General features: G+C 53.0%; 32 protein-coding genes and 3 pseudogenes. 23 read left to right on the top strand and 12 right to left on the bottom strand.

Annotated elements, in window-relative coordinates:
* Nucleotides 1-11 precede the first annotated feature (11 nt).
* The 3 genes from AAKU61_RS17700 to ompR form a co-directional block, all read right to left on the bottom strand.
* On the bottom strand, nt 12-95 hold the full coding sequence (locus AAKU61_RS17700) for an acyloxyacyl hydrolase (protein ID WP_354334459.1): 84 nt from the start codon (nt 93-95) through the stop codon (nt 12-14).
* Nucleotides 96-1,439, bottom strand: coding sequence for an ATP-binding protein (locus tag AAKU61_RS17705; RefSeq protein ID WP_354334461.1), 1,344 nt, complete (start codon nt 1,437-1,439; stop codon nt 96-98).
* Nucleotides 1,440-1,534: 95 nt separating this feature from the next.
* Nucleotides 1,535-2,290: an osmolarity response regulator transcription factor OmpR gene (gene ompR, locus AAKU61_RS17710; protein ID WP_354334405.1), complete on the bottom strand. Its 756-nt coding sequence runs from the start codon at nt 2,288-2,290 to the stop codon at nt 1,535-1,537.
* Between the two features lie 229 nt (nt 2,291-2,519).
* Here ompR and AAKU61_RS17715 point away from each other — a divergent pair, with 229 nt between their 5' ends.
* Nucleotides 2,520-2,879 carry a hypothetical protein gene (locus AAKU61_RS17715; RefSeq protein WP_354334407.1) on the top strand — a complete coding sequence of 120 codons (360 nt, stop codon included), beginning with the start codon at nt 2,520-2,522 and terminating at the stop codon, nt 2,877-2,879.
* A gap of 19 nt (nt 2,880-2,898) precedes the next feature.
* Here AAKU61_RS17715 and smpB read toward each other — a convergent pair whose 3' ends face one another.
* Nucleotides 2,899-3,348: an SsrA-binding protein SmpB gene (smpB, locus tag AAKU61_RS17720; protein WP_354334409.1), complete on the bottom strand. Its 450-nt coding sequence runs from the start codon at nt 3,346-3,348 to the stop codon at nt 2,899-2,901.
* 128 nt (nt 3,349-3,476) lie between these two features.
* Between smpB and AAKU61_RS17725 the strand changes: the two genes are divergently transcribed.
* Together AAKU61_RS17725 and AAKU61_RS17730 are read left to right on the top strand one after the other, a co-directional pair.
* Entirely contained in the window at nt 3,477-3,911 is a 435-nt protein-coding gene (locus tag AAKU61_RS17725) for a type II toxin-antitoxin system RatA family toxin (protein WP_354334410.1), read from the top strand.
* Complete coding sequence (locus tag AAKU61_RS17730) at nt 3,901-4,212, top strand: RnfH family protein (protein ID WP_354334412.1); 312 nt, start codon at nt 3,901-3,903, stop codon at nt 4,210-4,212. The genes AAKU61_RS17725 and AAKU61_RS17730 overlap by 11 nt, the downstream gene beginning before the upstream one ends.
* On the opposite strand, the gene AAKU61_RS17735 is transcribed toward AAKU61_RS17730, so the two are convergent.
* Nucleotides 4,195-4,725, bottom strand: a complete 531-nt coding sequence (locus tag AAKU61_RS17735) for a DUF4124 domain-containing protein (RefSeq protein WP_354334414.1) — start codon at nt 4,723-4,725, stop codon at nt 4,195-4,197. The two genes, AAKU61_RS17730 and AAKU61_RS17735, sit on opposite strands and share 18 nt — an antisense overlap.
* Before the next feature lie 107 nt (nt 4,726-4,832).
* Between AAKU61_RS17735 and guaB the strand changes: the two genes are divergently transcribed.
* From guaB to AAKU61_RS17755, 4 genes are all read left to right on the top strand, one after another.
* The gene (gene guaB, locus AAKU61_RS17740; protein WP_354334416.1) at nt 4,833-6,293 is read left to right on the top strand and encodes an IMP dehydrogenase; all 1,461 of its coding nucleotides are present in this window, start codon (nt 4,833-4,835) and stop codon (nt 6,291-6,293) included.
* A 60-nt stretch (nt 6,294-6,353) separates the two neighbouring features.
* Nucleotides 6,354-7,403, top strand: coding sequence for a GGDEF domain-containing protein (locus tag AAKU61_RS17745; RefSeq protein ID WP_354334418.1), 1,050 nt, complete (start codon nt 6,354-6,356; stop codon nt 7,401-7,403).
* A gap of 96 nt (nt 7,404-7,499) precedes the next feature.
* The gene (gene guaA, locus AAKU61_RS17750) at nt 7,500-9,095 is read left to right on the top strand and encodes a glutamine-hydrolyzing GMP synthase (protein ID WP_354334420.1); all 1,596 of its coding nucleotides are present in this window, start codon (nt 7,500-7,502) and stop codon (nt 9,093-9,095) included.
* Nucleotides 9,096-9,388: 293 nt separating this feature from the next.
* On the top strand, nt 9,389-10,645 hold the full coding sequence (locus AAKU61_RS17755; protein ID WP_354334422.1) for a tyrosine-type recombinase/integrase: 1,257 nt from the start codon (nt 9,389-9,391) through the stop codon (nt 10,643-10,645).
* On the opposite strand, the gene AAKU61_RS17760 is transcribed toward AAKU61_RS17755, so the two are convergent.
* Both AAKU61_RS17760 and AAKU61_RS17765 read right to left on the bottom strand, forming a co-directional pair.
* A complete protein-coding gene (locus tag AAKU61_RS17760) occupies nt 10,623-10,994 on the bottom strand; it encodes a helix-turn-helix transcriptional regulator (protein WP_354334423.1) in 372 nt (123 codons plus the stop codon). The genes AAKU61_RS17755 and AAKU61_RS17760 overlap by 23 nt on opposite strands.
* Nucleotides 10,995-11,145: 151 nt before the next feature.
* A pseudogene (locus tag AAKU61_RS17765) lies at nt 11,146-11,378 on the bottom strand (DUF2274 domain-containing protein).
* 285 nt (nt 11,379-11,663) lie between these two features.
* Between AAKU61_RS17765 and AAKU61_RS17770 the strand changes: the two are divergent.
* The 10 genes and pseudogenes from AAKU61_RS17770 to AAKU61_RS17815 all read left to right on the top strand — a co-directional run.
* On the top strand, nt 11,664-11,996 hold the full coding sequence (locus AAKU61_RS17770) for a cupin domain-containing protein (protein WP_326941199.1): 333 nt from the start codon (nt 11,664-11,666) through the stop codon (nt 11,994-11,996).
* Between the two features lie 27 nt (nt 11,997-12,023).
* Nucleotides 12,024-12,590, top strand: coding sequence for a DUF488 domain-containing protein (locus tag AAKU61_RS17775; protein ID WP_354334425.1), 567 nt, complete (start codon nt 12,024-12,026; stop codon nt 12,588-12,590).
* A gap of 32 nt (nt 12,591-12,622) precedes the next feature.
* Entirely contained in the window at nt 12,623-12,838 is a 216-nt protein-coding gene (locus AAKU61_RS17780) for a hypervirulence associated TUDOR domain-containing protein (protein ID WP_326941197.1), read from the top strand.
* Nucleotides 12,839-12,901: 63 nt separating this feature from the next.
* Complete coding sequence (locus tag AAKU61_RS17785; RefSeq protein ID WP_354334463.1) at nt 12,902-13,498, top strand: uracil-DNA glycosylase family protein; 597 nt, start codon at nt 12,902-12,904, stop codon at nt 13,496-13,498.
* Entirely contained in the window at nt 13,495-13,863 is a 369-nt protein-coding gene (sdhC, locus tag AAKU61_RS17790; protein WP_354334427.1) for a succinate dehydrogenase, cytochrome b556 subunit, read from the top strand. The genes AAKU61_RS17785 and sdhC overlap by 4 nt, the downstream gene beginning before the upstream one ends.
* Nucleotides 13,860-14,198, top strand: coding sequence for a succinate dehydrogenase, hydrophobic membrane anchor protein (gene sdhD / locus AAKU61_RS17795; protein WP_354334429.1), 339 nt, complete (start codon nt 13,860-13,862; stop codon nt 14,196-14,198). Before sdhC ends, sdhD begins: the two co-directional genes overlap by 4 nt.
* Nucleotides 14,199-14,234: 36 nt before the next feature.
* Nucleotides 14,235-14,930, top strand: coding sequence for a succinate dehydrogenase iron-sulfur subunit (locus tag AAKU61_RS17800; RefSeq protein WP_354334431.1), 696 nt, complete (start codon nt 14,235-14,237; stop codon nt 14,928-14,930).
* Between the two features lie 52 nt (nt 14,931-14,982).
* On the top strand, nt 14,983-15,306 hold the full coding sequence (gene fdxA / locus AAKU61_RS17805) for a ferredoxin FdxA (RefSeq protein ID WP_354334432.1): 324 nt from the start codon (nt 14,983-14,985) through the stop codon (nt 15,304-15,306).
* Nucleotides 15,307-15,404: 98 nt separating this feature from the next.
* On the top strand, nt 15,405-15,797 hold the full coding sequence (locus tag AAKU61_RS17810; RefSeq protein ID WP_354334465.1) for a DUF3330 domain-containing protein: 393 nt from the start codon (nt 15,405-15,407) through the stop codon (nt 15,795-15,797).
* A pseudogene (locus AAKU61_RS17815) lies at nt 15,788-15,883 on the top strand (IS3 family transposase); the annotation flags it as partial. The gene AAKU61_RS17810 and the pseudogene AAKU61_RS17815, both read left to right, overlap by 10 nt.
* 26 nt (nt 15,884-15,909) lie before the next feature.
* On the opposite strand, the gene AAKU61_RS17820 reads toward AAKU61_RS17815, so the two are convergent.
* A complete protein-coding gene (locus AAKU61_RS17820; RefSeq protein WP_354334434.1) occupies nt 15,910-16,056 on the bottom strand; it encodes a hypothetical protein in 147 nt (48 codons plus the stop codon).
* 212 nt (nt 16,057-16,268) lie between these two features.
* The gene (locus AAKU61_RS17825) at nt 16,269-16,481 is read right to left on the bottom strand and encodes a hypothetical protein (protein WP_354334436.1); all 213 of its coding nucleotides are present in this window, start codon (nt 16,479-16,481) and stop codon (nt 16,269-16,271) included.
* Nucleotides 16,482-16,618: 137 nt separating this feature from the next.
* On the opposite strand from AAKU61_RS17825, the gene AAKU61_RS17830 reads away from it, so the two are divergent.
* Nucleotides 16,619-18,322: an outer membrane protein assembly factor BamB family protein gene (locus AAKU61_RS17830; protein WP_354334438.1), complete on the top strand. Its 1,704-nt coding sequence runs from the start codon at nt 16,619-16,621 to the stop codon at nt 18,320-18,322.
* A 105-nt stretch (nt 18,323-18,427) separates the two neighbouring features.
* Nucleotides 18,428-20,143, top strand: a complete 1,716-nt coding sequence (locus tag AAKU61_RS17835) for a molybdopterin-dependent oxidoreductase (RefSeq protein ID WP_354334439.1) — start codon at nt 18,428-18,430, stop codon at nt 20,141-20,143.
* A 149-nt stretch (nt 20,144-20,292) separates the two neighbouring features.
* On the opposite strand, the pseudogene AAKU61_RS17840 reads toward AAKU61_RS17835, so the two are convergent.
* Nucleotides 20,293-20,925: pseudogene (locus tag AAKU61_RS17840) on the bottom strand (DUF488 domain-containing protein).
* The gene (locus AAKU61_RS17845; RefSeq protein WP_354334466.1) at nt 20,870-21,445 is read right to left on the bottom strand and encodes a uracil-DNA glycosylase family protein; all 576 of its coding nucleotides are present in this window, start codon (nt 21,443-21,445) and stop codon (nt 20,870-20,872) included. Before AAKU61_RS17845 ends, AAKU61_RS17840 begins: the two are co-directional and overlap by 56 nt.
* 229 nt (nt 21,446-21,674) lie before the next feature.
* On the opposite strand from AAKU61_RS17845, the gene AAKU61_RS17850 reads away from it, so the two are divergent.
* The 4 genes from AAKU61_RS17850 to AAKU61_RS17865 all read left to right on the top strand — a co-directional run bounded on the left by AAKU61_RS17850 (nt 21,675) and on the right by AAKU61_RS17865 (nt 24,002).
* Nucleotides 21,675-21,809: a hypothetical protein gene (locus AAKU61_RS17850; RefSeq protein WP_354334441.1), complete on the top strand. Its 135-nt coding sequence runs from the start codon at nt 21,675-21,677 to the stop codon at nt 21,807-21,809.
* A 248-nt stretch (nt 21,810-22,057) separates the two neighbouring features.
* Nucleotides 22,058-22,513 carry a DUF2231 domain-containing protein gene (locus tag AAKU61_RS17855; protein ID WP_326941187.1) on the top strand — a complete coding sequence of 152 codons (456 nt, stop codon included), beginning with the start codon at nt 22,058-22,060 and terminating at the stop codon, nt 22,511-22,513.
* Nucleotides 22,514-22,638: 125 nt separating this feature from the next.
* Nucleotides 22,639-22,851, top strand: a complete 213-nt coding sequence (locus AAKU61_RS17860; protein ID WP_326941186.1) for a hypothetical protein — start codon at nt 22,639-22,641, stop codon at nt 22,849-22,851.
* A 47-nt stretch (nt 22,852-22,898) separates the two neighbouring features.
* Complete coding sequence (locus AAKU61_RS17865; RefSeq protein ID WP_354334443.1) at nt 22,899-24,002, top strand: FAD-dependent oxidoreductase; 1,104 nt, start codon at nt 22,899-22,901, stop codon at nt 24,000-24,002.
* Between the two features lie 868 nt (nt 24,003-24,870).
* On the opposite strand, the gene AAKU61_RS17870 is transcribed toward AAKU61_RS17865, so the two are convergent.
* On the bottom strand, nt 24,871-25,698 hold the full coding sequence (locus AAKU61_RS17870) for a DUF932 domain-containing protein (RefSeq protein WP_354334445.1): 828 nt from the start codon (nt 25,696-25,698) through the stop codon (nt 24,871-24,873).
* Nucleotides 25,699-26,119 lie beyond the last annotated feature (421 nt).

The following is a 26,119-nucleotide window of genomic DNA, read 5'->3' on the forward strand; positions in this document are numbered from 1 at the left end:
TTTCTTTCCCTCTAAAACGCATATCCCACCTTCAGAACCGCATAGTTCACCCCAGGGTTCGGGTGCTTTACCCCTCCGTTTGAATAGTGCTGGATCTACAGCGAAATGCTTACAACAAATCCACCGTCGACGTGATTAAAAATGCGAAGAGTGCCTCCGTGTCGTTTGACTATCCTATCTACTATCGCTAATCCTAGCCCTGATCCATTTGCTTGACTACGGGAAGTGTCTCCTCGAGTGAAAGGGCGTAATAAACGACCTAAATCCTCGTTTGCCACGCCATTACCGTAATCTCTTATGGTGATGAGCAAGCCATGTTTTTTTTCTTTATTTTTATATTCTGAGTGAATATCAATTTTTACTATATCTGTATTGGATGTCTTTCCGTAACGCCGGGCATTTTCAATAAGGTTACTAAATAGTCGCTTTAGCTCGATTTCACTTCCAAATATTTGCATGTTGGGGAGTATCGAAGAATATATTTGTACGTCTGTTAAACGAGATGACTCCTCGGTTATATAAAAAAGTAAATCACTCAAATCAACTTGATCGAATGCAATTGTATCGAGAGGTTTTGCATAATCAAGAAACTGCCCTATTATTTCATCCATTTGACCAAGATCCGATTGCATTCCTTGTCTTGATTCATCTGACAAACTTGCCATTTCCACTTCAAGTTGCATGCGCGCTAAAGGAGTCCTTAAGTCGTGCGATATGCCCGCCAGAATAATTGACCGATCCGAATCTATACGCTCTAAATCTTCCATCATTTGATTGAAGCTAGCATTCGTTTCTTTAATTTCTTTTGGTCCTTTTTCAGGTAGTGGCTTGGGTCGATTGCCTTTGGCTAAAGTGCGTGCCGCAACACTAATTCTTGCTAAAGGGTCGTTGACTAATTTTGAAATAATCGCAGCACCAACTAAGGTTAAAAATAAGGTAATTGCAGCCCATCCTAATACTTGTATTCCGGTAGCTTGTTCTATACGTCCTTGATCTAATCTTAACCAGTATTTATCGTCATCAATTTCAAAACTAACCCAAAATCCCTCCACATCGTTCATTTTTTTTGCGAAACGGGTATGGTTACCTAATTTTTTTTGAATAGATGAACGTAGTTGCTCAAACGCAGGTGTTTGGTCTTGCGCCTCAATATCATCAGTTTCTTCCAATAAATAGACACGAATCCCATCGTTGCTAGCAAGATCAAATAATAGTTCACGGCGCTTATCTGGTGCTGAATGAGTTAAGGCTGCGCGAGTAATTGTGACTATAGATGATATTTGTGCAGCTATTTGTTGTGCTCTAGGCGCTCTTTCCACCATTCTAAAGCTTGCAAACCAAACTGCCATGCTACTCATTACGAGTAATGCTAGTAGAAAAAATGTGCGCCAGAACAGCCCACTTTTAGGCCATTCAAAGTTATTAAAATAAGGACGCATTGATGTATGTTTTTTAAATGACAATTAGAGTTCTAAGTCATTTGAAGTGTTTTAAAATCAATCTAATTTTTCTAATTGTTCAAAATTAGATTGATTTAGCGTGACTGACCGTCAGGTATAAATACATAACCTAAGCCCCAAACAGTCTGTATATAAAGTGGGTTTGAAGGATCTGGTTCTATTAATTTTCTAAGACGTGAAATTTGTACATCTAAACTGCGGTCAAAAACTTCATATTCACGACCTCGGGCTAATTCCATCAATTTTTCACGTGAAAGCGGTTGTCTAGCGTGTCGTGCGAATACTTTGAGCACTGAAAACTCACCAGTGGTTAAGCTAATATTTTCGCTATTTTTTTTCAGTGTACGAGTAGCAAGATCTAGAATAAAATTTCCAAATTCGAATGTTTGAGCACCTTCTGAGGGCGCGCCAGGTAATTCACTCGGTACTTTTCGTCGCAATACAGCGTTTATGCGAGCGACAAGTTCGCGTGGGCTAAATGGCTTTGGTAAATAATCGTCAGCCCCCATCTCCAAACCAATAATGCGATCAACCTCTTCCCCTTTTGCCGTCAGCATAATAATTGGGGTCTGATCGCCAGCCCCACGAAGACGACGACAAATTGCAAGCCCATCTTCTCCTGGAAGCATTAAATCAAGAACCAACATGTCGTAACGCTCTCGTATCCAAAGCTTGTTCATTGCTTGAGCGTTTTCTGCGCTAACGACATTAAATCCTTGTTCTGTCAGATACCGACGTAATAAGTCTCTCAAACGGACGTCGTCATCCACAACTAAGATTTTGGCTTTATTGCCATTCGGATTGTCAGTGGCAGGATTTATATTATTCATTTTGTTATGTTACCGTCAGAAATAAAATTAACTATCTTTTTTAATGATGGATTACAAACTGTTACATACTTTACCGATTTGCTGCGTGGTACGAATATAACAGCGCATAGACTGAAGGTAATCTATAAAATATAGTGATACAACAATATAAAGTAGATAAATTTTATTTGATTCAATTAAATGAAAGTTAATTCTATCCCAAATTCTGCGTAGCTTTTTTAAACACTAAATGAATATACTTTACACACGATATAGCTTTGTTTTTGCTCTGCTGCTGGCCACTACATTTAGTGCATCGGCCGAGCCTGGCCATTCTAAAGGGGGAGGTGTCGTACGAGCACTAAACAATAATCGACAAGCTGAACACAAAGAGGTACAAATACACCGCCAAGAAGAAAAAAAAATTAACAAAGAAGTTGTCAGTGAGAGTTCTGTTGATGATCCAGGCGAAGCAAAAAAAAATTCAAGTCGCCTAGATGGTAAAGCCGCTATCAGTCAGAAACGCAGTCGTTTGACTGCAGATGAGCGCCGTGCTTTGAGGAGGCAGATCCAAGATGCAGGACAAGAACTTTATGTGCCCGCCAAGTAACATCTGTTAGAAGTAAAAGTTAGCGGCGATTTTGTTTCATAATTTTTTGTTGTTCTCGTTGCCAATCACGTTCTTTTTCCGTATCTCGTTTGTCGTGTTGCTTCTTACCTTTTGCCAGACCTATTTGGCATTTAACCCTTCCATTTGTGTAATGCATATTGAGTGGTACTAATGTGTAGCCCGCCCGATCAACCTTGCCTATCAGCTTCTTAATTTCTTCTGCGTTCAACAGTAGCTTGCGAGTGCGCACAGAATCTGGATGGATATGTGTAGATGCGGTTGGTAAAGCACCAATATGCGCACCAAATAGAAAGATCTCGCCACCTTTGACGATTACATAAGCTTCTTTCAGTTGGACTCGACCAGCTCGTATAGACTTAACTTCCCAGCCCTGCAATACAATGCCCGCCTCGAATTGTTCTTCCACAAAATAATCGTGGAATGCTTTTTTGTTATCAGCAATACTCATGCAATATAAAAATCAGTGTAATTCCTACTACCATTAATTTTTTACGCAATAAATTTGCGTTTTTTTATATGGAAAAGGAGTGTGTCGGTTAAAATTTAGAATGTGATTTTAGCAAATGGATCTGATCAATGGCAGTTGTACACAAAACGGTTTTTATTCCTTACAGCGCAGCAAAAATGTTTGCGCTAGTGGAAAGAGTTGAGGATTATCCTCAATTTTTGCCATGGTGTGGTGATGTTGATGTCGCGCAAAGAACCGAACAAGATTTGGTCGCTACATTATCCATCAATTATCATGGGATTAAGCAGCAATTCACCACAAAAAATACAAATACCCCGCCAAATTTGATGGAAATGAATTTGGTAGATGGTCCCTTTAAACAGTTACTTGGAAGATGGAGATTTACCGAGTTACGCGAGGATGCCTGCAAAATTGAATTTGATTTGAATTACGAATTTTCTAGCAAACTCTTAGAACATTTGATTGGTCCTGTTTTTAGTAAAATTGCTAATAGCTTCGTCGATTCTTTTTGTGCTCGTGCTGAAAAACTGTATGGACAGTGAAAATAAAATTGCTATCAAAATTTGTTATTCCAATAAATTGGATATAACTCTGCTAGATATTTCTGTATCGACAAAAACGACGTTGTTAGGGGCAATTGAGCAATGCAATATATGTGATTTGCATAAAGAAATTAATCTTGATACATTCAAATTTGGTGTATTCGGTAAGCTAAAATTAAAAGACTATATTTTGCAGTCTGGCGACCGAGTAGAAATTTATCGCCCGCTAGTCGCCAATCCAATGGACGCTCGTCGTCGTAGGGCTAAAAAACATACCCAGCAATTACTGGCATCCAGCTAGCGCACGTTTCGTATCAGCAGCTTCTTTGGATCTTTGCGTATCATCCATATAGTTTTTCTCACCATTTTTGTCTGTGGTGGTGATTCGTATACCGGAATCTAAGGCTTGTTGATAGGTTTTTGCTCGTTCACAATTCTTCGCTTTATCTGCTTTATTTTGAGCTTCTTCAGCAGCCTTTTTTTCTGCGTCAGCTTGTTCTGCACGCCTCTTTTGAAAATCTTCGTTTTTAGTTGCCGTTGTTACCGGTTTTTGAAGTTTATTTGCCGCAGAATTTGCGTCTGCATTATCTGAGGTGACGCCGGAATTTGTGGTCTGTTTATCTTCAGTACTCTTATATGGTGTTTTTATAATTCGGTTTTTAGGAGTATTGCTAGGCGGTGGCATGTCTGAGAACTGCCTAGTACCTTTTTCGTCAAGCCAGACATATTGCGCATGCGCAGAAATTGGCATCACTGTAGCTAAAACTACTGCTATCAACGTGCCCGAAATTAAACGAACCTGATGTATTGACATAATCTACTTTCAAATAATTACCAACTATAATTATAAGAGTTTTACACATGGCAAGACGAGTCTGCAAGTTTTCTGTATAATTCGGTTTTGCGCCTATAGGAAATACTATGCGTTTACTCCAAAAAGCACTCACTTTTGATGACGTGCTACTCGTTCCAGCGTACTCGGACATCCTCCCTAAAGATACATCCCTTACAACGTTTTTAACGCGTAATATCAAACTTAATATCCCTTTGGTATCGGCTGCAATGGATACCGTTACTGAAGCTAGATTGGCGATTGCCATGGCTCAGGAAGGTGGTATTGGTATTGTTCATAAAAATCTTACTGCAAAAGAGCAGGCAAGAGAAGTTGCTAAGGTTAAGCGTTTTGAATCTGGTGTATTGCGTGATCCAATTACGATTCCGCCGACGATGAAAATCCGTGATGTCATTGCGCTGTCCCAGCAGCATGGCATCAGTGGTTTTCCAGTAGTTGAAGGTAAGGCAGTTGTTGGAATTATCACAAATCGTGACCTGCGTTTTGAAGAAGAACTTGATGCAGAAGTCCGCGCCAAGATGACACCACGCAACAAACTTGTTTTTGTCAAAGAGGGCGCCGATCTCGCCGAGGCTAAGCGTTTAATGAACAAGCATAGGCTTGAGCGTGTTTTAGTTGTTGACGATCAATTCGAATTACGTGGATTGATTACAGTCAAAGATATTCAAAAATCGACCGAGCATCCATTTGCATCTAAAGATGAACATGGCAAGCTGCGTGTCGGTGCTGCCGTTGGTGTTGGTGCTGATAATGATGAACGTATCGATTTACTTGCTAAAGCAGGGGTCGATGTAATTGTTGTTGATACTGCACACGGCCACTCTAAGGGCGTACTCGATCGGGTTCGCTGGGTAAAAACAAATTATCCGCATATCGAAGTCATTGGTGGCAATATCGCCACAGCCGCCGCAGCGTTAGCGCTAGTTGAACATGGTGCTGATGCTGTGAAAGTTGGTATAGGTCCAGGATCTATTTGTACCACAAGGATTGTTGCTGGCGTTGGTGTGCCGCAAATCACCGCGATCGCGAATGTCGCGAATGCACTTAAAGGTACTGGAGTGCCATGTATTGCTGATGGTGGCGTGCGTTTTTCTGGTGACGTATCTAAGGCCTTAGCCGCAGGTGCATCAACTGTGATGATGGGAAGCATGTTTGCCGGTACTGAAGAAGCGCCTGGCGAAGTTATTTTGTTCCAGGGACGTAGTTATAAATCCTACCGCGGCATGGGAAGTCTGGGAGCAATGGCAGACGGTTCCGCTGATCGTTATTTCCAAGATGCTTCTAACAACGCCGATAAACTGGTTCCTGAAGGAATTGAAGGACGCGTAGCCTACAAAGGTAGCGTTTTAGCTATTCTGTACCAGTTAGTTGGTGGTGTGCGCTCCTCCATGGGCTATTGCGGTTGTGCTTCTATCGAAGACTTGCATACCAAAGCAGAGTTCGTTGAAATTACTTCTGCTGGTATGAAAGAATCGCATGTTCATGATGTCCAGATCACGAAAGAGGCTCCAAACTATCGGGCTGATTGATTAAGACATATCGGTGGACGGCCCGCTTGGCCCAGTTTGCATAAAAATAGAAGGCGAGACATGGCAACACAGCTAGAACGTTCTAGCCTGACGACATCAATTCAAATGAACGTGGGCAGTAGCGGCCTTCCTTCGGAGACATTTGAAGTCAAGATCGCAAGGTTTGAACGCGTCGCATTAAGACTGTTTAATGTGTCAAATTGCCTTATTAATTTGGGTGATTTTTCTACTAGATTTGATCCCAATGAACGCTCTATGGCATCATTTGAAGCCATGTTTTGCCAGAGTCTTCCACTAGCCAGCGATTTGTTAGTCGCCGGAGATGCGGCAAATCATCCTGTTCTATCGACGCATGAGTTGGTATCGGGCGCGCCATATATTCGTTTTTATGTCGCGTACCCGATTACTGATCAGGCTAATAATATTATTGGCAATATTGTACTGATCGACTATCAGGCACGTGAATTCGATGATGAATCTCGCCTCTTGCTCGCTGATTTAGCTGTTTTGATTGAGCGTGAAATAGCATTTGGCGTCATGCATCAGGCTCAGCTGGAATTGATCAAACAAAATCGCAGTCTCAAGCGCGATTCATTAATTGATCCGGTTTTAGGTACCTGGAATAAAGCCGCGATTGTTCGCTCGCTCAAAATTGAGATGGAGCGATGTAGCAAGGCTGAAAAGCCACTGTCATTGATTTTTTCTACTCTCGATCAGATACTCAGCATCAGAGATAAGCACGGGATAGCTTTCAGCGATATAGCGATGATCCGGGTTGTTAGTCGTATTCGCTCATGTGTTCGTCCGTTTGATGCATTGGGTCGGTTTGGCAACGATATTTTTTTGATCGTCTTGCCCGGCGCCTCGCATTTGGTTGCAACTGCAGTGGCTGAGCGTATCAGAATATCAGTGATGTCGCATCCGGACACTATAGAGCAAGAGTTAGTCAGCTTGACCGTCAGTGCTGGCATCGTTTCGACCGATATGTTTCCTACTGCAGAACCAGAGGTTTTAATTAGTCTCGCAGAAAAAGCGCTGTTATCAGCGAAGCAAGCAGGCAGCAATCATGTGGCGCAAGCGACAATTGATCAGCCCGATATCATTATTTGACCGGGCTATTGATCTAACTTATTGAATGAGCTTGCAGACCGAATTTACTTGCCGAATTACCTACCGAATTACTAATCAGACCTTACATCCAACGCTATGCATTCCAAAATTCTCATTCTTGACTTCGGTTCACAAGTCACACAACTAATCGCTCGTCGTGTCCGCGATACAGGCGTATTTTCTGAAGTACATCCTTACGATGTTAGTGACGAATTTATTCGTAACTATGGTGCTGCCGGTATTATTTTATCTGGTGGCCCAAGTAGTGTGACTGAGGGCGATACACCACGCGCACCAATGGCTGTGTATGACGCTGGTGTTCCCGTATTAGGAATTTGTTATGGCATGCAAACCATGGCCGAGCAATTGGGCGGCAAGGTAGAAACCGGTAAAGTCCGCGAGTTTGGCTATGCAGAGGTAAGAGCGCGTAGCCATACCGCTTTGCTTAAGGATATCCATGATTTCGTCACACCAGAAGGTCATGGCATGCTCAAAGTCTGGATGAGCCACGGCGATAAAGTGAATGAAATGCCGGCCGGTTTTAAACTAATGGCATCAACAGACAATTGCCCGATTGCTGCGATGGCAGACGAGGATCGCCGGTTTTATGCGGTCCAATTCCATCCCGAAGTTACTCATACTCTGCAAGGCGAGGCGATTATTGCCCGTTTTGTACACGATATTTGTGGCTGTACATCGGATTGGAATATGCCTGACTATATCGCCGAAGCAGTCGCGTCTATTCGTGCACAAGTTGGTAGCGATGAAGTCATTCTGGGTTTATCTGGAGGCGTCGACAGCAGCGTGGCTGCTGCATTGATCCATCGCGCAATCGGTGATCAATTAACTTGCGTATTTGTCGACCATGGATTGTTGCGTCTGGATGAAGGCAAAATGGTCATGGAAATGTTTGCCAATAATCTCGGTGTCAAAGTGATTCATGTCGATGCAACTGCCCAGTTTATGGGACATTTGACTGGTATTACTGATCCAGAGGCCAAGCGTAAAATCATTGGACGTGAGTTTGTTGAAGTGTTCCAGGTAGAATCCGCCAAGCTCGAAAACGCAAAATGGCTGGCGCAAGGGACGATTTATCCCGATGTGATCGAAAGTGCAGGCAAGGGCAAAAAAGGTTCGCACACGATCAAGAGTCATCACAATGTAGGTGGTCTGCCAGATACGCTAAATTTGAAATTGCTTGAGCCTTTGCGTGAATTGTTCAAAGATGAGGTTCGTAAACTCGGTGTAGCACTTGGTTTGCCGCATGGCATGGTGTATCGCCATCCTTTCCCGGGTCCAGGTTTGGGCGTCAGGATTTTGGGCGAGGTGAAAAAAGAATTCGCCGATTTATTGCGTCGTGCCGATGCGATTTTTATTGAGGAATTGCGTAATACTCAAGTTGAAGGTTTGGCCGCGGACAAAGCCATGTCCTGGTATGACGCGACCAGTCAGGCATTCGCCGTATTTTTGCCGGTCAAATCAGTCGGCGTGATGGGCGATGGCCGTACGTATGAATATGTAGTCGCTTTGCGTGCAGTACAAACCCAAGATTTTATGACAGCACATTGGGCACATTTGCCGCATGAGTTGTTAGGTAAAGTATCTAACCGTATTATTAACGAAGTACGTGGCATCAACCGCGTTGTTTATGATATCTCCGGTAAACCACCAGCCACGATCGAATGGGAGTGATTTTAGGTCTTTCGGCAGCTTTCGCGGACTATCGGAAAAGTCACTTAACTTATTGATTTATATAAGTTTATGTCAAGAAAGCTATCGGCATCTATTGATGACAAGCGAAACTTTTTGTCGGTAATCCTGACGGTAATGAAAGCTAGGCAAGTCATCTAAAAATATTTACCGTCTGACTGTTTTCGGCTATGACGGTAAAAAATAAGAGAAAGAGCTAGTATTCATGCGGGTTTCAGAGCATTCTGTGTCTTTTGAGCCATTGACGGTAAAATTGCCGTTCTCAGGAGTACACCATGCTGACCGATACCGCACTGAAGAATCTCAAACCCAAGGATGCTCCCTACAAGGTGACGGACAGGGATGGCATGTATGTGACGGTCTCGACGGCGGGTACCGTCACGTTCCGTTATGACTACCGGATCAATAGCAGGCGCGAAACGCTGACGATTGGCCGTTATGGGCCAGGCGGTCTGTCGCTGGCCCGTGCACGCGAAAAGTGCATCGACGCGAAGCGGGCAGTTTCGGAAGGACAGTCCCCGGCGCAGGAAAAGCAGCGAGAGAAGAGGCGCCTTTCGGACGCCAAAACCTTCCAGGAATTTACCGACGAGTGGTACGAGGGTGCGCGGATGGCCGACAGCACGCGGTCGATGCGCAAGAGCATCCTTGACCGGGACATCCTGCCTGTGTTCAAGAGCCGCTTGCTGAGCGAGATCAGTCCTGATGACCTGCGCGATCTGTGCGACAAGGTGAAGGGGCGGGGAGCGCCAGCAACGGCAATCCATGTCCGCGACATCATCAAGCAAATCTACGGTTTTGCCATCCTGCACGGCGAGAAGGTGGCCAACCCTGCCGACGACGTTGGACCATCGTCGATCGCCACTTTCGTGGCACGGGATCGAGCGCTGTCGCCGTCCGAGATACGCATCATGCTCAAGCAGTTGGAGTACGTCGCTTCGTACCCGACCATCAAACTGGGTCTGCGGCTGATCTTGCTCACGCTGGTGCGCAAAGGCGAACTGATCCACGCGACATGGGATGAGATCGACTTCGAGAATGCACTGTGGACTATCCCAAAAGCCCGCATGAAGGCCGGCAAGGCCCACAACATCTATCTGTCGCAGCAGGCGCTCGACATCATGATCGCACTGCGCACCTGCGCCGGTGGCTCAAGATACCTGTTGCCTTCGCGCTATGACGGCGACAAGTGTATGTCGAACGCTACGCTGAACCGCGTCGGGCAGATAGTCGTGGAGCGGTCGAAAGCGAAGGGTCTGCCAATCGAAAATTTCACTGTGCATGACCTGCGCCGCACCGGTTCGACCATCCTCAACGAGTTGGGCTTCAACAGTGACTGGATCGAGAAGTGTCTTGCCCACGAAGATGGCCGTTCATCACGCGGCATCTACAACAAGGCTGAATACGCCGAGCAGCGCCGCCACATGCTGCAAGAGTGGGCCGACATGGTTGACACCTGGGTGGCCGGCGAATCGCACACCCCGACGTTGCTGCCCCCGTCGATGAAGATCATCACGACACAGGCGTTGCTTTGACGGGGCGGTGCTTGCGCTGACGCACGTCCGGCGAGGGGGCTCGTTTTAGCTGCGCGCTGTCGGAAGCTTGGCGGCGCGCATCAAGCCATTCCTCTACCTCCGTCAAATCCCACACCACGCAGCGTGCGGTTAGATTGAACCTGCGCGGAAATTCGCCGCGCCGTTCCATGTCGTAGATCGTGGTGTCGGCCAGAGGCACGATTTGTCGCAACTCGGGACGGCGGATCGTGCGTCGGAACGGCAAGATATTCGGCGCGATCAGTCGTGGTAGCGGCATGCCGTGCAGGTCGTTTGCATCAGAGTCGTTGTTCGACCTCGCGGCCTGCAAACTTCGATCTGCTTTGTTCATGATCTTCTCCATCAGCAGGGCTGTTGCTGCGTGCATTGCAACGGCCGATATAAATACGGTCCTGTGATGGTGATCTTTCCGGCATCTATTGAAAACTCGCTCAGGCGTGCATGAGCGTATTCCGATTGCGCTCACGCGGCGTGGTTGTGCATCACTTCGCCTTGCTCTTCTTGAAGCCGCGATCCCGCACCATGAACGCTTCGAGCGGAGCATGTGCGGGATCAGCGTAGTGGCATCAATCGGCTCGCCGTAGTTCTGAGCATGTTGCGCGGCGTAGCGTTCCAAATCGGTCTTCAACGCAGTGGTGAGCGCAATGGTGATTTTGACTGTCTCGGCCTTGGTCGGCAGCGGCCCCAGCCGCAGCTTATTGGTTGGTGGATATATAGTTAAAACGCGGCTAAATTCAAGGAAATCAACTGTTAAGTTATTTTCATAATTTGCTTTATCAAAAAGTGAAAATCACGACTGACTCTGCCAGAGTCGCGACCGCTCGTGCAAGAGTGCGTTAGCGCACAGACGCATGCTCGACATGGGGCGTACCGTCTGAATGCAACCATTTATTCTCTGTGGCCGCAACGCGGCAGATGGAGATGCAATGTGACTTTCAGCGTCGCGCGAAACCAGGTACCTCAGCAATAGTTACTAATCAAAGAATTCCAAGGAACAGTTATGGCTCAGCATCATGCGTTGTCGGGTGAATTGATTGACATTCGTCAATATAAAAGCGATCTCAAAAACGCAACCACGAAAACGCTCTACAAATCGGACCGCCTTGAAGTGTTTCGTATGGTTCTTCTGGCAGGTAAGTCAATGCCAACGCACCAAGTTACAGGTGAAATTACCGTTCAATGCATCGAGGGAAGTATAGAGTTTTCGGCTGCGGGAACTAACCAGTTGATGCGCGAGGGAGATCTAATATGCTTGGCCGGCGGCGAGGTCCACGCACTAAAGGCAGTAGAAGATTCCTCCGTACTTGTCACCATTTTGTTGCATGGCGCGTAAGCGCCTTTCATAACTTTTTCTATCTCCATGAATATCGACATCGCAGCGACAGAACCGCTCATCTGCACGATTGGCCATTCGAATCGACCGCTGGACATATTTCTCGATCTGCTTCAAATCAATGAAATTGTCCGAGTGCTGGATGTGAGAACCGTACCTCGGTCACGCCATAATCCGCAGTTCAATCAAGATGCGCTCCCGACATCATTAGACGCAGTCAAAATTTCTTATAAACATCTTCCTGGTCTCGGAGGATTGCGCCATGCGAGAGCCGATTCTCCCAACGCCGGGTGGCACAATCTTTCGTTTCGAGGCTATGCAGATTACATGCAGACATCGGAATTCGCCGAGAACGTTCAATCGGTCGCAAACTTGGCGCGTACTGAGCGTTGTGTCTTGATGTGCGCAGAAGCGGTTCCTTGGCGCTGCCATCGATCGATGATCGGCGACGCGCTTCTGGTCCGAGGCATTCGCGTCGAGGACATTATTGGGCCGAAGGGACGCAAACCACACGCGCTGACAACCTTCGCCCACGTTGATGGGACTCAAATCACCTATCCGCCGCTCACGCTTGATCGGCATGAGCAACCGTAACTTGTAACGTAAATTTTAATGAAAGTCGAGCCATGACACTCAAATTCAAAGTTGGTGATCACGTTACCTGGAATTCGGAGGCTGGGCACGTCTCCGGAAAAATTATCAAAACACACACAAAGGACGTTGCTTACAAGGGCTATACGCATCATGCGAGCAAGGATGAACCACAATATGAAATTCAGAGTGACAAGAGCGACCACATCGCAATACACAAAGAGTCGGCGTTGCACAGGGTAAGCAATTGAATCAGCGAGTACGCAGCACATTTGAAGGATATTGTGAATAAAACGAAATATCCCACCCTTGGCATGTTGTTGGTCGCAGTACGAAAATGTCGTGCTTGCGTACCACACTTGCCGCTCGGTCCGCGTCCGATATTGCAGGTCGGCGAAGCGGCGCGCATCCTCATCGTGGGTCAAGCGCCGGGTGCTCGAGTACATGCTTCTGGGACGCCATGGGATGATCCAAGCGGAGAACGTCTGCGAAAATGGATGGGGCTGGACGTTGCGCGGTTTTATGACGAATCGCAAATTGCAATTATTCCAATGGGATATTGTTATCCTGGCCGGGGGAATGGCGGTGACTTGCCGCCGCGCCGGGAATGCGCGACCTTGTGGCTCGATCATTTATTGACGAAGTTGCCAAGAGTTGAATTGACTCTACTGATCGGTCTGCATGCGCAACGGCATTTCCTGGGCAATCGCCGCAAGCCGTCATTGACTGAAACGGTCAAGGCATGGCGCGAGTTTGTGCCTGAATATCTTCCATTGCCGCACCCTTCGGCGCGCAACACGCCATGGTTCAAGCGTAACCCTTGGTTTGAACATGAACTCTTGCCCGTGCTGCGCGAACGGATCGAGTCGCTTTCCGACCAACACGCAAAATCACCACAGAGGTCGAAATGAGAAGAGCCGTATTCTTCAACTTGACCCAGATTCAAATGCCGGTTGGCGCCGTGACATCGATCACCCATCGGATCACCGGCATTTTGCTGGCGATCGGCATCCCGTTCTGCGTCTATCTGCTCGATCTGTCGCTGCAAGGCCCGCAAACCTATGCTTGGGTAAGCGAGCTGTTCGGGCATGCGGCTCTCAAGGTTGTTGCGCTCGCCTTCATCTGGGCGCTGGCACACCATCTATTGGCTGGCGTGCGACATCTGTTGAGCGACATTGACATCGGTTCGCGCTTGCCAGCCGCGCGGCGTAGCGCGTGGAGCGTGAACCTTGGCGGGATCGCCGTGGCGCTGCTGGCTGCAGGAGCATTGTTTTGAGACGGGCCGTTTCCGGCCTGCGCGCGTGGCTGGTGCAGCGCGTGACCGCAGTCTACATGCTGATGTTCCTCGTGTTTCTGCTAGCACATTTTCTGTTTGACCGGCCTTCATCGTATCTAGCTTGGCATGCCTGGATCGTGAGCCCAGTGATCAGCATCGCCGCGTTCGTTTTCTGCGCTGCTTTGTTGGCGCACATGTGGGTCGGCCTGCGCGATGTCATTCTCGACTACGTCAAACCGCTTGCCGTTCGCGTTGGAACTCTGGCGTTGCTGGTGCTCGGCCTGATCGGACTTGGCGCATGGGTGATTCGCATCTTGTGGCAGGCGAACGGCTGACCTGCATTTCAAAAACATAAGGAATCGGGAGACACAATGAAATTTTCAATTTTTCGCTTCAATCCGGAACAAGATAAAAAGCCGTACATGCAGGACTATGAAATTGAGTTGGAAGCAACCGACCGGATGTTGCTGGACGTTATTCTGCGCATCAAGATGCAAGATGATTCGCTGACCATCAGAAAATCATGTCGTGAAGGCGTGTGCGGTTCGGACGCAATCAATATCAATGGCCGCAACGGACTAGCGTGCATCACTCGGGTATGGGATCTCAAGGAACCGGTGGTGTTGCGTCCCTTGCCAAGCTTTCCGGTGATCCGCGACCTGGTGGTCGACATGACCCAGTTCTTCAAACAGTATCACTCCATCAAGCCTTATCTGATCAACGATGAACCTCCTCCAGAAAAGGAGCGCCTGCAGTCGCCGCAGGAACGCGATAAGCTCGACGGTCTTTATGAGTGCATCTTGTGCGGATGCTGTACCAGTCAATGTCCGTCATCATGGTGGAACCCAGACAAATTCGTCGGGCCAGCCGGCCTGCTGCAGGCCGAACGCTTCATCGTTGACAGTCGGGATCGGGCCACGCAGGAACGTCTCGACGACTTGAACGATGTTTATCGGCTATTTCGCTGCCGTACGATCATGAACTGCACCGAAGTGTGTCCCAAGGGGCTCGCGCCATCACGGGCAATCGAGCAAATCCGGTTGACGATGGTCAAGAACTCGCTATGACGAACGCAACTGCAATTCGTGACCACCGATGGGTGACATTGAAAGAAATTGCATGACATTCGTCGTGACCGAAAGCTGCATCAAATGCAAATACACGCATTGCGTAGACGTTTGCCCGACTGATGCATTCCGCGAGGGGACGAATTTCCTGGCAATCGAACCGGATGATTGCATCAATTGCATGTTGTGCGTTGTGGAATGCCCGGTTGACGCGATTTTTGCAGAAGATGACGTCCCACAAGATCATACGCGTTTTATTGCGCTCAACCTCGAACTAGCACGCAGCTGGAAACCGATCATTAAGAGGAAGGCTGCTCCGCCCGATGCGGACGAGTGGGCCAAGATCAAGGATAAATACTACCTGTTGATGCGCTAACGGATTGTTCATTGCTTGCAACCAGCCCATACGTAAGGACGCTATGGCTCCATCGCTACTGGAGAAACATGATGTCACAGAACAAAAAAGATGCCAATATGACAACAATTCCATGCGCACAATGCCGAAAGGAGGTGCCGCTGTCCGAAGCAAAGGTGGCCGAGGCGGTTGATTATGTAGCCTACTTCTGTGGGTTGCAATGTTATGCGAAGTGGGCAGCACAGGCAGAGATACCTGAACTCCCGTCTTCGAAGGCTGATGCACCGACTTTAAATCTAACGCTGGCTGACACGAGCGAGAATGACACGGCCAACGAACTGAAATTAAAACATTTGGACGCAGCCCTTGATGAAGCGTTGACGGAATCGTTCCCTGCCAGCGATCCAATAGCGATCAATTTTTCTTGCGCTGTTGCGAGCAACTCAAGTCAACATGTCGCAACTACGGTGACTACACCCACGGCATGCACTACGCTACCCATGCTGAAATGAGGGCCGCGAGCTTTGAATATATCGCAGTCTTTTATAACCGAATCCGCCAGCACTCAACGCTCGGCTATCAATCACCGATCCAGTAGCTCCATCGCTGGAGGGGTGATCAAAATCAGGAAAAGCTGGCAGCATAAAAATCATCTGATGGCAGACGAAATATCGAGGAAAGCTTAGTCCACTGGGTGGCGCTCCATAGCCCCAGCAATGCGGTGGCGAAAATCATCGTGATCTGGCCAATCAGCACGCCGGTCGGCACCATGCGCTACCCCTTTTGTGATTTCTCGATTCAGTCCATTTCGATGGGCCGTCAGCGCGGTACACGCGAATCAGGATCGGCCTATCGTTACGGTTCGATACGGCACCGATCCGGCACCGTTTTAAGCATCACAAGTTTGGGGGCGCCGCGACTATGAGCAAACCTGCTCCGGCGAAAGTCGGCTAAGAGGGGAGTACAGTGATGAATATTTACGTTCAGCGCTGATCGTTTAATGGTTCGACGGTTCGAGCAGAGCGGGTGCCTTTGCGCGAAACGATCTGCGACATTCGATGTCGTAGCGAGTCCGGACGTGTGAGGGCAGTTGCTCGGTGCTCTCGCGGCGCGCGTGGCACATGCAGACAAACCGACTGACGGTGACGCGTAGCGACCTTGGTCGCTGTACAACGCAATACATCGTCAGCGGTCATGATTTAGCGAAAGATCAATAGTGCGTTACCGAACAGACGGCGCGGGCCCTGCGGGTGCACACTGTGATGGTCGGAGGCATACCCTGACGAATGCTCCTGGCCCGGCCAGGTAGTCTCTGAGACGCGAAGGAGAGCCTGTGGAACTCAAGAACAAGATCATCCTTGCTGCTGGCGTCCTGCTCATCGTCAGCGCGAGCGCAGCCGGCGTGATCTACGCGTATTGGGACAAAGCAGTGCCGCTGGCCGGCATGGCGATCAATTTCGTGCGGACGTTAACCGCTCCGTCTGGCACAACGACTACAGAAGAGGCGGCGGCGTCGACGAGTGCAGAGGTCCAGATGAATGCGTCGACAGCGGCGTCCCTGCCGGCGGTAAGCGCCGATGACTGGCCGAGTTACAACAAAACGCTCACGTCGGAACGCAACTCGCCGCTCAATCAGCTCACCACGGCCAACATTGGCCGGCTAGAGGTTCTCTGCACCTATGATACCCGGCAATACACCGCCTTCGAACCCGGCTTGATCGTTGTCAATGGTGCCATGATCGGAACCACGGAACACGACATTTTCTCGCTGGATCCTGCGACCTGCCGCGAGAACTGGCGGACGCACGAGGAGTACATTCCGGCCAGCGCCCTGGCGGTCAACCGCGGCGCCGCCTACCTGGACGGCCTGCTGTTTCGCGGCACCGAGGATGGGCGTGTGCTGGCGTACGACTTCAAGACCGGCAAACGGGTCTGGGAAACGACCATCGCGAACCCGAAGCTCGGCGAGTCGACACCTGCCGCGCCGATTGCGTGGAACGGACTGGTCTTCATCGGCAATGCCGGCGGAGACAACAAGGGCGTGAAAGGGCGCATGTATGCGCTCGAGGCGAAGACCGGCAAGATCGTCTGGGAGTTCTATCTGGTCCCGAAGACGGAGGGCGACCTGACCCGCGGTCCGCAAGGCGCGACGCCGCTCGAACTGACAACTTGGCGAAACGCCTCGGGCATCCCAATCACCGGTGGTGCTACGTGGACCTCTTACACGCTAGACCCGACCACTGGGGAGTTGTACATCCCTGGCGGTAATCCCGCACCCGACTTCGCAAGCGGTCCGCGCGAGGGCGGGAATCTGTATTCCGGCTCGGTCGTCGTCCTCGATGCCAAGTCCGGAGCCTATAAGAACCATTTCAAGCTCGTACCCAAGGACTGGCACGACTGGGACGTATCCACCGCGCCTGCCTTGATACGTACTCGGGGTGGCAAGAGACTGCTGTCGGTCGCACCCAAAGATGGTCACCTCTATGGCTTCGATTTGGCCACCAATGCTTTGCTGTACCGCACGCCGGTTACTCGCGTCGAGAACGTAGACGCAACTTTTGCGGTCGGGAAGCTCGTCCATTTCTGTCCGGGCACGGTGGGCGGAGCGGAATGGAATGGTCCCGCCTACGACCCGGCGACCAATCTCATCCTGATCGGAGAAGTCGATTGGTGCGCCACGGTGACGCTGCAAAAGGACGAAGAGATTCAGAAGGTGACCCCCGGCCAGCCATGGTCCGCAATGGCGACGCACAATCCTTATGACACCTATGGCAAACCCGACTCGTTCGGGCAGTGGGCGGGATGGGTCTACGCAGTTGACGCTGACACCGGCGTGTGGAAGTGGCGGCTGAAGTCGAATTACCCGATCCTAAGTGGCATGACCCCCACAGCTGGAGGGCTCGTCTTCTTCGGCGACATGGGCGGAAATTTTTATGCGCTGAATGCCGCCACTGGCCAACGGCTATGGGGGCAGAAAATTGGCGGCGCTGAAAATTGGCGGCGCCATCGGCGGGGGAGTCATCACCTACACTGCTAACGGCGACCAGAAGGTCGCGGTCGCAGTAGGCTTCACTTCCATTCTTTGGCCGACTGAAGTTGTGACAGGGAAAATCGTCATTTTGGGGCTCGGGGGCGCTCGTCAGTGAGCACGCATGATCCTCTTGAGGGAGCGCTCAGCGCCGCCGACGACCGCGTCCGTTTGAACCATTGGCTGCCGCCGCAGGCCGGCGTCGTGCCGAAGGTTCGGTTCGGCCGGCATTGGGTCAATGTCCTCTGGGCTTTGCCGCTGATTTTCGTGCTGCTCGTGATCGGCGTGGCCGTATCTCAAGCCTTGCGACAAGTCCCGGTTGTGCAGGAATTCCTGATGCGCTACCCAGGCATTCCGACCTCCGCGCTGCCGGTCACGACCGGGTTCCCAGGCTGGTTGAGATTGCAGCATTTCCTCAACCTGTTTTTCATGGCCTTCATCATCCGTGCCGGAGTGCAGATTCTTGCCGACCATCCGCGGCTCTACTGGAAGCGCGACTGCACGCCCGGGACCGAATGGTTTCGCTTCCAGACCGCAGTGCCGACCGGCCGGATCTGGACGGCGAAGGACGACTCGGTCACCTTGCCTTCCTGGCTCGGTATTCCTGGCATCCGCCACTCGATCGGCTTGGCGCGCTGGTGGCACTTCTCGGTGACGCTACTCTGGATGATCAACGGCATCGTCTACTACGTTCTTCTGTTCGCCACCGGCCAGTGGCTGCGCATCGTCCCGACGACATGCGACGTCTTTCCGAACGCCGTCTCGACGGCGCTGCAATACCTCTCGCTCACGTTTCCTGTCGACGAGAGCTGGACGCGCTACAACGGCATGCAGCAGCTTGCCTACTTCATCACCGTCTTTATTGCCGCGCCTACATCGATCATCACCGGCTTGATGCAAAGCCCGGCGATCTCGAACCGGCTCGGCTGGTTCGGCCGGGTGCTGAACCGGCAAAAGGCCCGCTCGATCCATTTCATCGCGCTCTGGTGGTTCTTGCTCTTCATCCTAGCCCATGTGACGCTCGTCTTCGTTACCGACGCTCGCGTCAACCTCAACATGATGTGGGCGGGGGTGCACGACAACTCCTGGAGTGGCTTTGCGATCTTCGTCCCGGCCATTTTGCTGGTGGCAGTCGCTTGGTGGTGGGCCTCGCCGTTCACCTTGCGCCATGCGCGACTGGTGCAAAGAATCGGTGAATTCATGAGCCGGCCGTTCGGTGCGGCGACCCAGTCGTGGGACGCGAAGAGCCAACTCACCGAGCAAGACATCTCGCCTTACTTCTGGCCCAACGGCACGATGCCGAAGTCGGCCGAGTTCGATGCGCTCGTCGCAACCGACTTTGCCGGCTACCGGCTGCGGGTCGGCGGCCTGGTCGAGAACCCGGTCGAGCTATCGCTCGCCGAGCTGAAGGCGGTGCCAAAGCAGGAGCAGATCACGACGCACTTCTGCATCCAGGGCTGGTCGGGCGTCGCCAAGTGGGGCGGCGTGCCAGTGCGCGACATCCTCGACCTCGTCAAGCCGACGGCCGAGGCACGCTATGTTGTGCTCTACTCGCTCGCCGACGGTGGCGACGGCGGCCGCTACTACGACACCCACAGCCTGGCCAACATGCGCCACGCGCTGACGATCCTCGCCTACGAGATGAATGGCGCACCTGTCAGCGTGCTGCACGGCGCGCCGCTGCGCCTGCGCTGCGAGAACGAGGTCGGCTTCAAGATGGTCAAGTGGATCGCAGCCATCGAGCTCGTGCACGACTATGCCGATCTGGGAGCGGGCGAGGGCGGCTACAACGAGGATCACGAGTTCTACGGCTACCGGGTGCCGATCTGATGGGTGTTCGAGGAGATGCTCTCCGGACCCGGCAGACGCGATCCTGAACGGTCGAACCCATGTAGCGCGGGCTATCGCTGGCGTACGTCGTGTTCGGCCATCGGCGACCCCATCTACGGCTCGGCGAACGGGTAGGTGATTCGCTCGCCCTAGACGCGGGCAAACGGAGTCAGCTTGTGCGGCTGCAGGCGGTTCGGACTGACGATCTCGCATGTGGCGATTCCGTGCACGAGCAAGGCGTCGGCGATCAGCGAGCGGTGGCCGCGCCAGGGTACCGCTTCGGCGCACATCAGCGCGACGCGGTCATTTCGGGCGAGCTCGATGACACTCGCGAGGTTCGCGGCGAAATCGGTCGTCTGCATGTAGTCGGCATAACCACGAAACGACGGGTTGCGCTAGGAGGCGTTGGGCGAGTCCGGTGTCGTCGGCCGAAAGCCGCCGAGGCCGCTTGCGTGGGCGTACCCGATGTTCGCGGCGGCCAGCGGCGCCGGCAAGGCATCCTTGTTGAACTGTGGGTTGTGGCGCGAGCGCGGCACGGTGCGAACATCGACCAATTGCGTGACGCCGTGGGCGACGAGCAACTCAATGAACGCCCCGATGGGCCGGGTCGAGTGGCCGACGGTCAGCACGCTGCAGCGGTTTTCATCGTCGTTCAATGATCGTTGAGGCGAAGCGACGGCCCGCGACAACGCCGCGGTCGGAGCAGCGCGTCGACGGCGCGGCGGCTCAGTCGGCAACGAGTTGGCGAACGCTACGGCGCAACACAGGCAGTAGTTCATCATCGAACCAGGGATTGGCCATGAACCAGGCGACGTTGCGCGGCGAAGGATGCGGCAGCGGAATGATCCCGGGCGCGTGCGCACGCCAGCCTCGCGTCGTCGCCGTCACCGATACATGACCTTTATCGCGCAGGAAGTGGGTTTGCGCATATTGGCCGACGAGCAAGGTGAGCTCGATGCGCGGCAGCTTGGCAAGCAGGCGGTCCAGCCACAATTCAGCGCATTCGCGCCGTGGCGGCAGATCGCCGCTCGCAGCCCGCCCCGGGTAGCAGTAACCCATCGGCAAGATCGCGATGCGCGTCTTGTTATAGAAAGTCTCGGCATCGATGCCCATCCAATCGCGCAGGCGCTTGCCGCTCCGGTCGTCCCACGGTACGCCGCTGACATGCACCTTTGCGCCGGGCGCTTGTCCGACGACGAGAATTCGCGCCGCCGCACCGGCCTGCACGACCGGGCGCGGCCCGAGCGGAAGACGCGCGTCGCACGTGCGGCACGCGCGCACGGCAGTGAGCAGGCCCTCCAGCGTCCGGCGAAGTCTTGACGATCTCGTTTGAGTGCGATTTCACAAATGACGGTCGTGACTTGATTGGCACCGCGTCCCTCAGGGGGCTCATGTGCGCGCAGGTTAACGCGAATGAGTATAGTCGAACCTTCCGTCCGACCATCTCACGTCGACGGCAAAAACCTCGCGAACGTGTCCGAGTTCGGGGTCGAGTGACACGCTGACAGCCGAGATGATCAAGCATTGCGACGTGATCGCAATCGCAATCGCAATCGCTTCGGAATCGGAATCGGAATCGGAATCGGAATCGGAACAGGCTCGTTGTGCCGGACATGTCTCGGGTATGTGGTTTGCTGGTGCAGTGCAGCGCGCTAAGGTGCCGTAGTGCCCCTAGCAGGTCAATGATCGCCGTATTCAATTAAGCACAGCACCCGATTGTGTGCGGCAGCGCACAGACGCGCGATCCGCGTCACGCGTACGATCTTTAAAAGAATGGTGGCGCTGAGCAGTTCCAGCTTCTCTATTTGTCGCTCGCAACCGTCGAGATGAGGTGACTGTGTCCGAAACCGTAACGCCGGTCGGACGAACTCAGGTGAGAGTGAACATTCTCTGGCGATCAAGGAAGGTTATCCCATGCGTACTCCCGCGAGCATCTACAAGCATCCCATCCACGGGATGCTGGTTGTCTTTCCAATCGGACTTTGGATCTTTTCCCTTGCCTGCGATTTGATCCGTCTGGCCGGCGCCTCTTCAGAGATCTGGACCAACGTCGCGTTCATTGCCATGGTCGGCGGCTTGATCGGCGCGCTCTGCGCGGCTGTACCTGGAGCTATCGACCTGCTCTACTACAAGGGGGGCGCTCCGCCGGTCAAGAAAATCGCCTTGACCCACATGGCAATCAATCTCACCGCAGTCGTGCTCTACGCGATAAACATCTGGCTGCGCGCCAGCGGTCCCACCCCAATGGACGCAGGCATGAGCACTCCCGTGCTGCTTTCGATTGTCGGCGTAGCACTTATCGCCGTATCGGGCTGGCTCGGTGGCCAGATGGTGCATGTCTATGGCGTAGGCGTCGAAGGTCACGAATAGCGGACGCCTCGGATCCACCCCCCATTTGCCGTCTTGACCAATAGATGCGCTTGGTGATCGAACGGTGCATGCGGTGGCAATTGGCTGGAAAGTGAAAGTACATCTACCTCGAAGGAGAGATGAATATGGCTACTAAGAATGAAGCGTTCGACACGATCCCCGTTGGCACAAAAGTGTCATGGCACTACCGCAGCGCCATCGGCCATGGCACGGTTACTGGCGTGTCCAAGATGGGCACCAACCCAGACAACACGATGTACAGCGTGCGCGAGACTGACCACCACCCGGGCGAACCCGCCATCGTGCACCACTCAGGCAAGGCGCTCACGCGCGCATGAGTGGCACCTGCGCGTACTCCACTCATCTTTCGCCTCGGGAAAATCATATGACCGATACAAAGAACGAACCTAGCGGACCTGACCTCGTCAAAGGCGTTTCACTTTCGCGAATCGCCGACGGCGCGATGCTCTTGGGCCATGCGCACAATGAACCTGTTTTGCTCGCGCGGCGCGGAGTCGAGCTGTTTGCCATCGGCGCCATTTGCACGCATTACGGCGCCCCGCTCGCCGACGGGCTGCTCGTCGGCGACACGGTTCGGTGCCCTTGGCATCATGCCTGTTTCAGCCTGCGCACCGGCGCGACACTGCGCCCCCCAGCGCTCGACCCGGTCTCTTGCTGGAACGTCGAGCAGAGAGACGGCAGCGTCTATGTCGGCGAGAAGCTCGCCCGTGCAGAACCCCAACGAATTCCGCTGAAGGAAGACAAGCCGCACGCGGTGATCATCCTCGGCGCCGGCGCCGCAGGCAACGAGGCGGCCGAGACGCTGCGTCGCGAAGGCTATGGCGGCCGCATCACCATGCTGAGCGCCGATGCGTCGGTCCCCTGTGATCGGCCCAACCTTTCGAAAGGATTCCTGGCGGGCACGGCGCCCGCAGAGTCGAATTCGCTGCGATCTCGGGCGTTTTACATCGACCACGACATCGACTTGAAACTGAACGCGCCCGTTGCCAGCCTCGACGCGAAGAGCCGACATGTGCAGCTCGCGGACGGCAGCCGCCACGGCTATGACGCGCTGCTGCTCGCCACCGGTGCCGAGCCGATAAAGCTCGACGTACCGGGTGCCACTCTGGGCCATGTCCACTACTTGCGCACGCTCGCCGACAGCCGTGCGCTCGTCGCCAAGGCTTTGACTTCACATCGAGCGGTGGTGATCGGGGCAAGCTTCATCGGCCTCGAAGTGGCGGCATCGCTGCGCGCACGCAATGTCGACGTGCACGTGGTCGCGCCGGACGCTGTTCCCATGGAGAAAATCCTCGGCGCGGATGTCGGGAATTTCATTCGCAAGCTCCACGAGCAACACGGCGTGACGTTTCATCTCGGCACCACAGCCGTTTCGATCGACGCGCAAAGCTGCTTGGGTTTCTTGATGGGTAATGGTGTTCATGGTGATAGCTCCTGTCCCTCGCGGGACGTTGAAAAAAATGGATGAAGAAAAACTGGTTGTCGATTTCACGGTGTCGATGTCTGCATGCGCTGCCTCCTGTGGTTTTCAAAACCGACCGGATTCCAAGATTCGGAGCCCGGTGTTGGCTTTGGTTGGTTCGGCGCAGAGACCTGGGTCGGTCCCTGTTTGCCGCCGTCTTTCCTGAGTTCATCGCCCGCGAAAAACCGGGCCGGCAAGGGACTGGCTGTCAAGGATGAAGCGCAGGGTTGGTGCGGCCCGCAGCGCAGCGAGGACTCGGCTTTGCGCGCCTTGACGGCCAGGCACTGCAGGCTACGGTCGCGGGAAAAAGCGATGAACTTGGGGAAAGACGAACAGCGGCCGATGGGCCAGGGGCTGCGCTGCAACCAACGCCGCGCGGCAAGCGCCCCTGCGTGCCGAAGGCACGCCTGGATGTATGGCTGTTGGCCGATCAGGTGCAACCTGTTCGGCGGCATTGCAGGGGCGCCAAACAGAGTGCGGCGGGGATGGGCTGCATTGCCGATCCCCTGGAGGGCAAGCGCAGTGCGCAGGCGTCAGCCGACCACAGGGAGGGAACGATGGAAGCCCGAAAGGGGCGAGACGCTATGGCGGCTCGATGCTACGCACGACAGCGCGGCCCGGCTATGCCGGGAGACGCAACGACAATTCAGACAGGATTGCCGAACTACCCAATGCGAAGCATCTGGCATTTGTCGGCTGGTTCCCCTTGCCAGCGATGGCGAACACCTACAGCCATCGAGTGGTCGCGTAGCGACCGCCGCCGTGCGCCCAGACGGAACGGATGGGCGCACGGCGGCCCGGCCTGGCCGCCCGTTGTTGTGCCGTGTGTCTTCATTGTCGAGGGGGCATTACGCCCCCTCGCTGATTCAGCCGGTCAAGCCTTGAGTCGCTTCATGCCTTCGGCCAGCATCCACAAAGCCCGATTGATCTTGACGTTCTGGTCAATGCCTTGAATGGGCCGGGTGCTGTGCCTGCGTCCGGTGGCGGTGCGTCCGTGCAATCCGCCTTGCGTCAAATTCTCCTGCACGCGGTTATAGGCGCTCCACAAGTCGGGCCGGTCGTCGTCGCGGCGGCGCGGCGTCAATAGCTGCGATTCGGTGATCGGTGCGGGCGTGGTCGGGTCGTCGTACTTGAGAGACAGCGCCGCATGGGCAAACACTTCGGCCTCGCCTCGGTCGAGCGTAATGGCGCGCATCTCGTCGCGGCGCTCGCGCACAAGGTCGAAACCATCCAGCACGTCAAACGCGCCTTCGATCACTTGCCCGACCACATCGCCTTTATGCGGAATGCGCAGATCGGCCACGGTATCGCCGCACACCAAGCCGTTTTTGCAGACGAAGCGGAACATGCCCGCCAACATTTGATAGCTGCTGGTGCCATCGTGCGAGTTCAACAAAATGATTTCGTTGGCCTCCGCGCCATTGATCTGGTCGGCATGGCGCAGGCGCACCATATGCTTGGTATGTTCGCGCTTGCCTTCATCGCGTACACGGGTCTGGCACACCATAAAGGGTTGGAATCCTTCCTTGCGCAATTCGGACAACACCGCGCCGGTTGCTATGTAGCGGTAACGGTCAGAGCGGCTTTCGTGCTTGTCTTCGGCAAAGATGGACGGGGCCACGGTGCGGATTTGGTCATCCGACAACGGATGATCGGCGCGCAGCACGGGGGAGCGGGAAGCGAAACGGGAACTGAGTTGCATGGTCTTTCTCCTGTGATTGAAGCTGTGGTTTCAAAGCTGACCGGATTCCAAGATTTGGAGCCCGTTGTGGCTTTGGTTGGTTCGGCGCAGAGACCTGGGCCGGTCCCTGTTTGCCGCCGTCTTTCCTGAGTTCATCGCCCGCGAAAAACCGGGCCTGCGAGGGATTGGCCGTCAAGGAAGAAGCGCAGGGTTGGTGCGGCCCGCAGCACAGCGAGGACTCGGCCCTGCGCGCCTTGACGGCCAGGCACTGCGGGCTAAGGTCGCGGGAGAAAGCGATGAACTTGGGGAAAGACGAACAGCGGTCGATGGGCCAGGCGATGCGCTGAAACCAACCCCGCGCGGCGAGCGCCCCTGCGTGCGGCAAGCACGCCTGACTGGAAGTGGGCAAAGCGCGTGGCGCGCAATCGACGTTGTGTGCTGG

The sequence above is a fragment of the Undibacterium sp. GrIS 1.2 genome, from assembly GCF_040544435.1.
GTDB lineage: Bacteria > Pseudomonadota > Gammaproteobacteria > Burkholderiales > Burkholderiaceae_D > Undibacterium.

Bases quoted from the DNA above. Each gene is read 5' to 3' on its own strand.
- AAKU61_RS17785 (WP_354334463.1), top strand. From the start codon at position 12,902: ATGTTGTTGGTCGCAGTACGAAAATGTCGTGCTTGCGTACCACACTTG.
- AAKU61_RS17825 (WP_354334436.1), bottom strand. From the start codon at position 16,481: ATGACCGCTGACGATGTATTGCGTTGTACAGCGACCAAGGTCGCTACG.
- AAKU61_RS17860 (WP_326941186.1), top strand. From the start codon at position 22,639: ATGGCTACTAAGAATGAAGCGTTCGACACGATCCCCGTTGGCACAAAA.
- AAKU61_RS17730 (WP_354334412.1), top strand. From the start codon at position 3,901: ATGGACAGTGAAAATAAAATTGCTATCAAAATTTGTTATTCCAATAAA.
- AAKU61_RS17870 (WP_354334445.1), bottom strand. From the start codon at position 25,698: ATGCAACTCAGTTCCCGTTTCGCTTCCCGCTCCCCCGTGCTGCGCGCC.
- AAKU61_RS17725 (WP_354334410.1), top strand. From the start codon at position 3,477: ATGGCAGTTGTACACAAAACGGTTTTTATTCCTTACAGCGCAGCAAAA.
- guaB (WP_354334416.1), top strand. From the start codon at position 4,833: ATGCGTTTACTCCAAAAAGCACTCACTTTTGATGACGTGCTACTCGTT.
- AAKU61_RS17715 (WP_354334407.1), top strand. From the start codon at position 2,520: ATGAATATACTTTACACACGATATAGCTTTGTTTTTGCTCTGCTGCTG.
- AAKU61_RS17735 (WP_354334414.1), bottom strand. From the start codon at position 4,725: ATGTCAATACATCAGGTTCGTTTAATTTCGGGCACGTTGATAGCAGTA.
- AAKU61_RS17820 (WP_354334434.1), bottom strand. From the start codon at position 16,056: ATGGTGCCGACCGGCGTGCTGATTGGCCAGATCACGATGATTTTCGCC.
- AAKU61_RS17760 (WP_354334423.1), bottom strand. From the start codon at position 10,994: ATGAACAAAGCAGATCGAAGTTTGCAGGCCGCGAGGTCGAACAACGAC.
- ompR (WP_354334405.1), bottom strand. From the start codon at position 2,290: ATGAATAATATAAATCCTGCCACTGACAATCCGAATGGCAATAAAGCC.
- guaA (WP_354334420.1), top strand. From the start codon at position 7,500: ATGCATTCCAAAATTCTCATTCTTGACTTCGGTTCACAAGTCACACAA.
- AAKU61_RS17810 (WP_354334465.1), top strand. From the start codon at position 15,405: ATGACAACAATTCCATGCGCACAATGCCGAAAGGAGGTGCCGCTGTCC.
- AAKU61_RS17865 (WP_354334443.1), top strand. From the start codon at position 22,899: ATGACCGATACAAAGAACGAACCTAGCGGACCTGACCTCGTCAAAGGC.
- smpB (WP_354334409.1), bottom strand. From the start codon at position 3,348: ATGAGTATTGCTGATAACAAAAAAGCATTCCACGATTATTTTGTGGAA.
- AAKU61_RS17755 (WP_354334422.1), top strand. From the start codon at position 9,389: ATGCTGACCGATACCGCACTGAAGAATCTCAAACCCAAGGATGCTCCC.
- sdhC (WP_354334427.1), top strand. From the start codon at position 13,495: ATGAGAAGAGCCGTATTCTTCAACTTGACCCAGATTCAAATGCCGGTT.
- AAKU61_RS17705 (WP_354334461.1), bottom strand. From the start codon at position 1,439: ATGCGTCCTTATTTTAATAACTTTGAATGGCCTAAAAGTGGGCTGTTC.
- AAKU61_RS17770 (WP_326941199.1), top strand. From the start codon at position 11,664: ATGGCTCAGCATCATGCGTTGTCGGGTGAATTGATTGACATTCGTCAA.
- AAKU61_RS17780 (WP_326941197.1), top strand. From the start codon at position 12,623: ATGACACTCAAATTCAAAGTTGGTGATCACGTTACCTGGAATTCGGAG.
- AAKU61_RS17775 (WP_354334425.1), top strand. From the start codon at position 12,024: ATGAATATCGACATCGCAGCGACAGAACCGCTCATCTGCACGATTGGC.
- AAKU61_RS17745 (WP_354334418.1), top strand. From the start codon at position 6,354: ATGGCAACACAGCTAGAACGTTCTAGCCTGACGACATCAATTCAAATG.
- AAKU61_RS17855 (WP_326941187.1), top strand. From the start codon at position 22,058: ATGCGTACTCCCGCGAGCATCTACAAGCATCCCATCCACGGGATGCTG.
- AAKU61_RS17800 (WP_354334431.1), top strand. From the start codon at position 14,235: ATGAAATTTTCAATTTTTCGCTTCAATCCGGAACAAGATAAAAAGCCG.
- fdxA (WP_354334432.1), top strand. From the start codon at position 14,983: ATGACATTCGTCGTGACCGAAAGCTGCATCAAATGCAAATACACGCAT.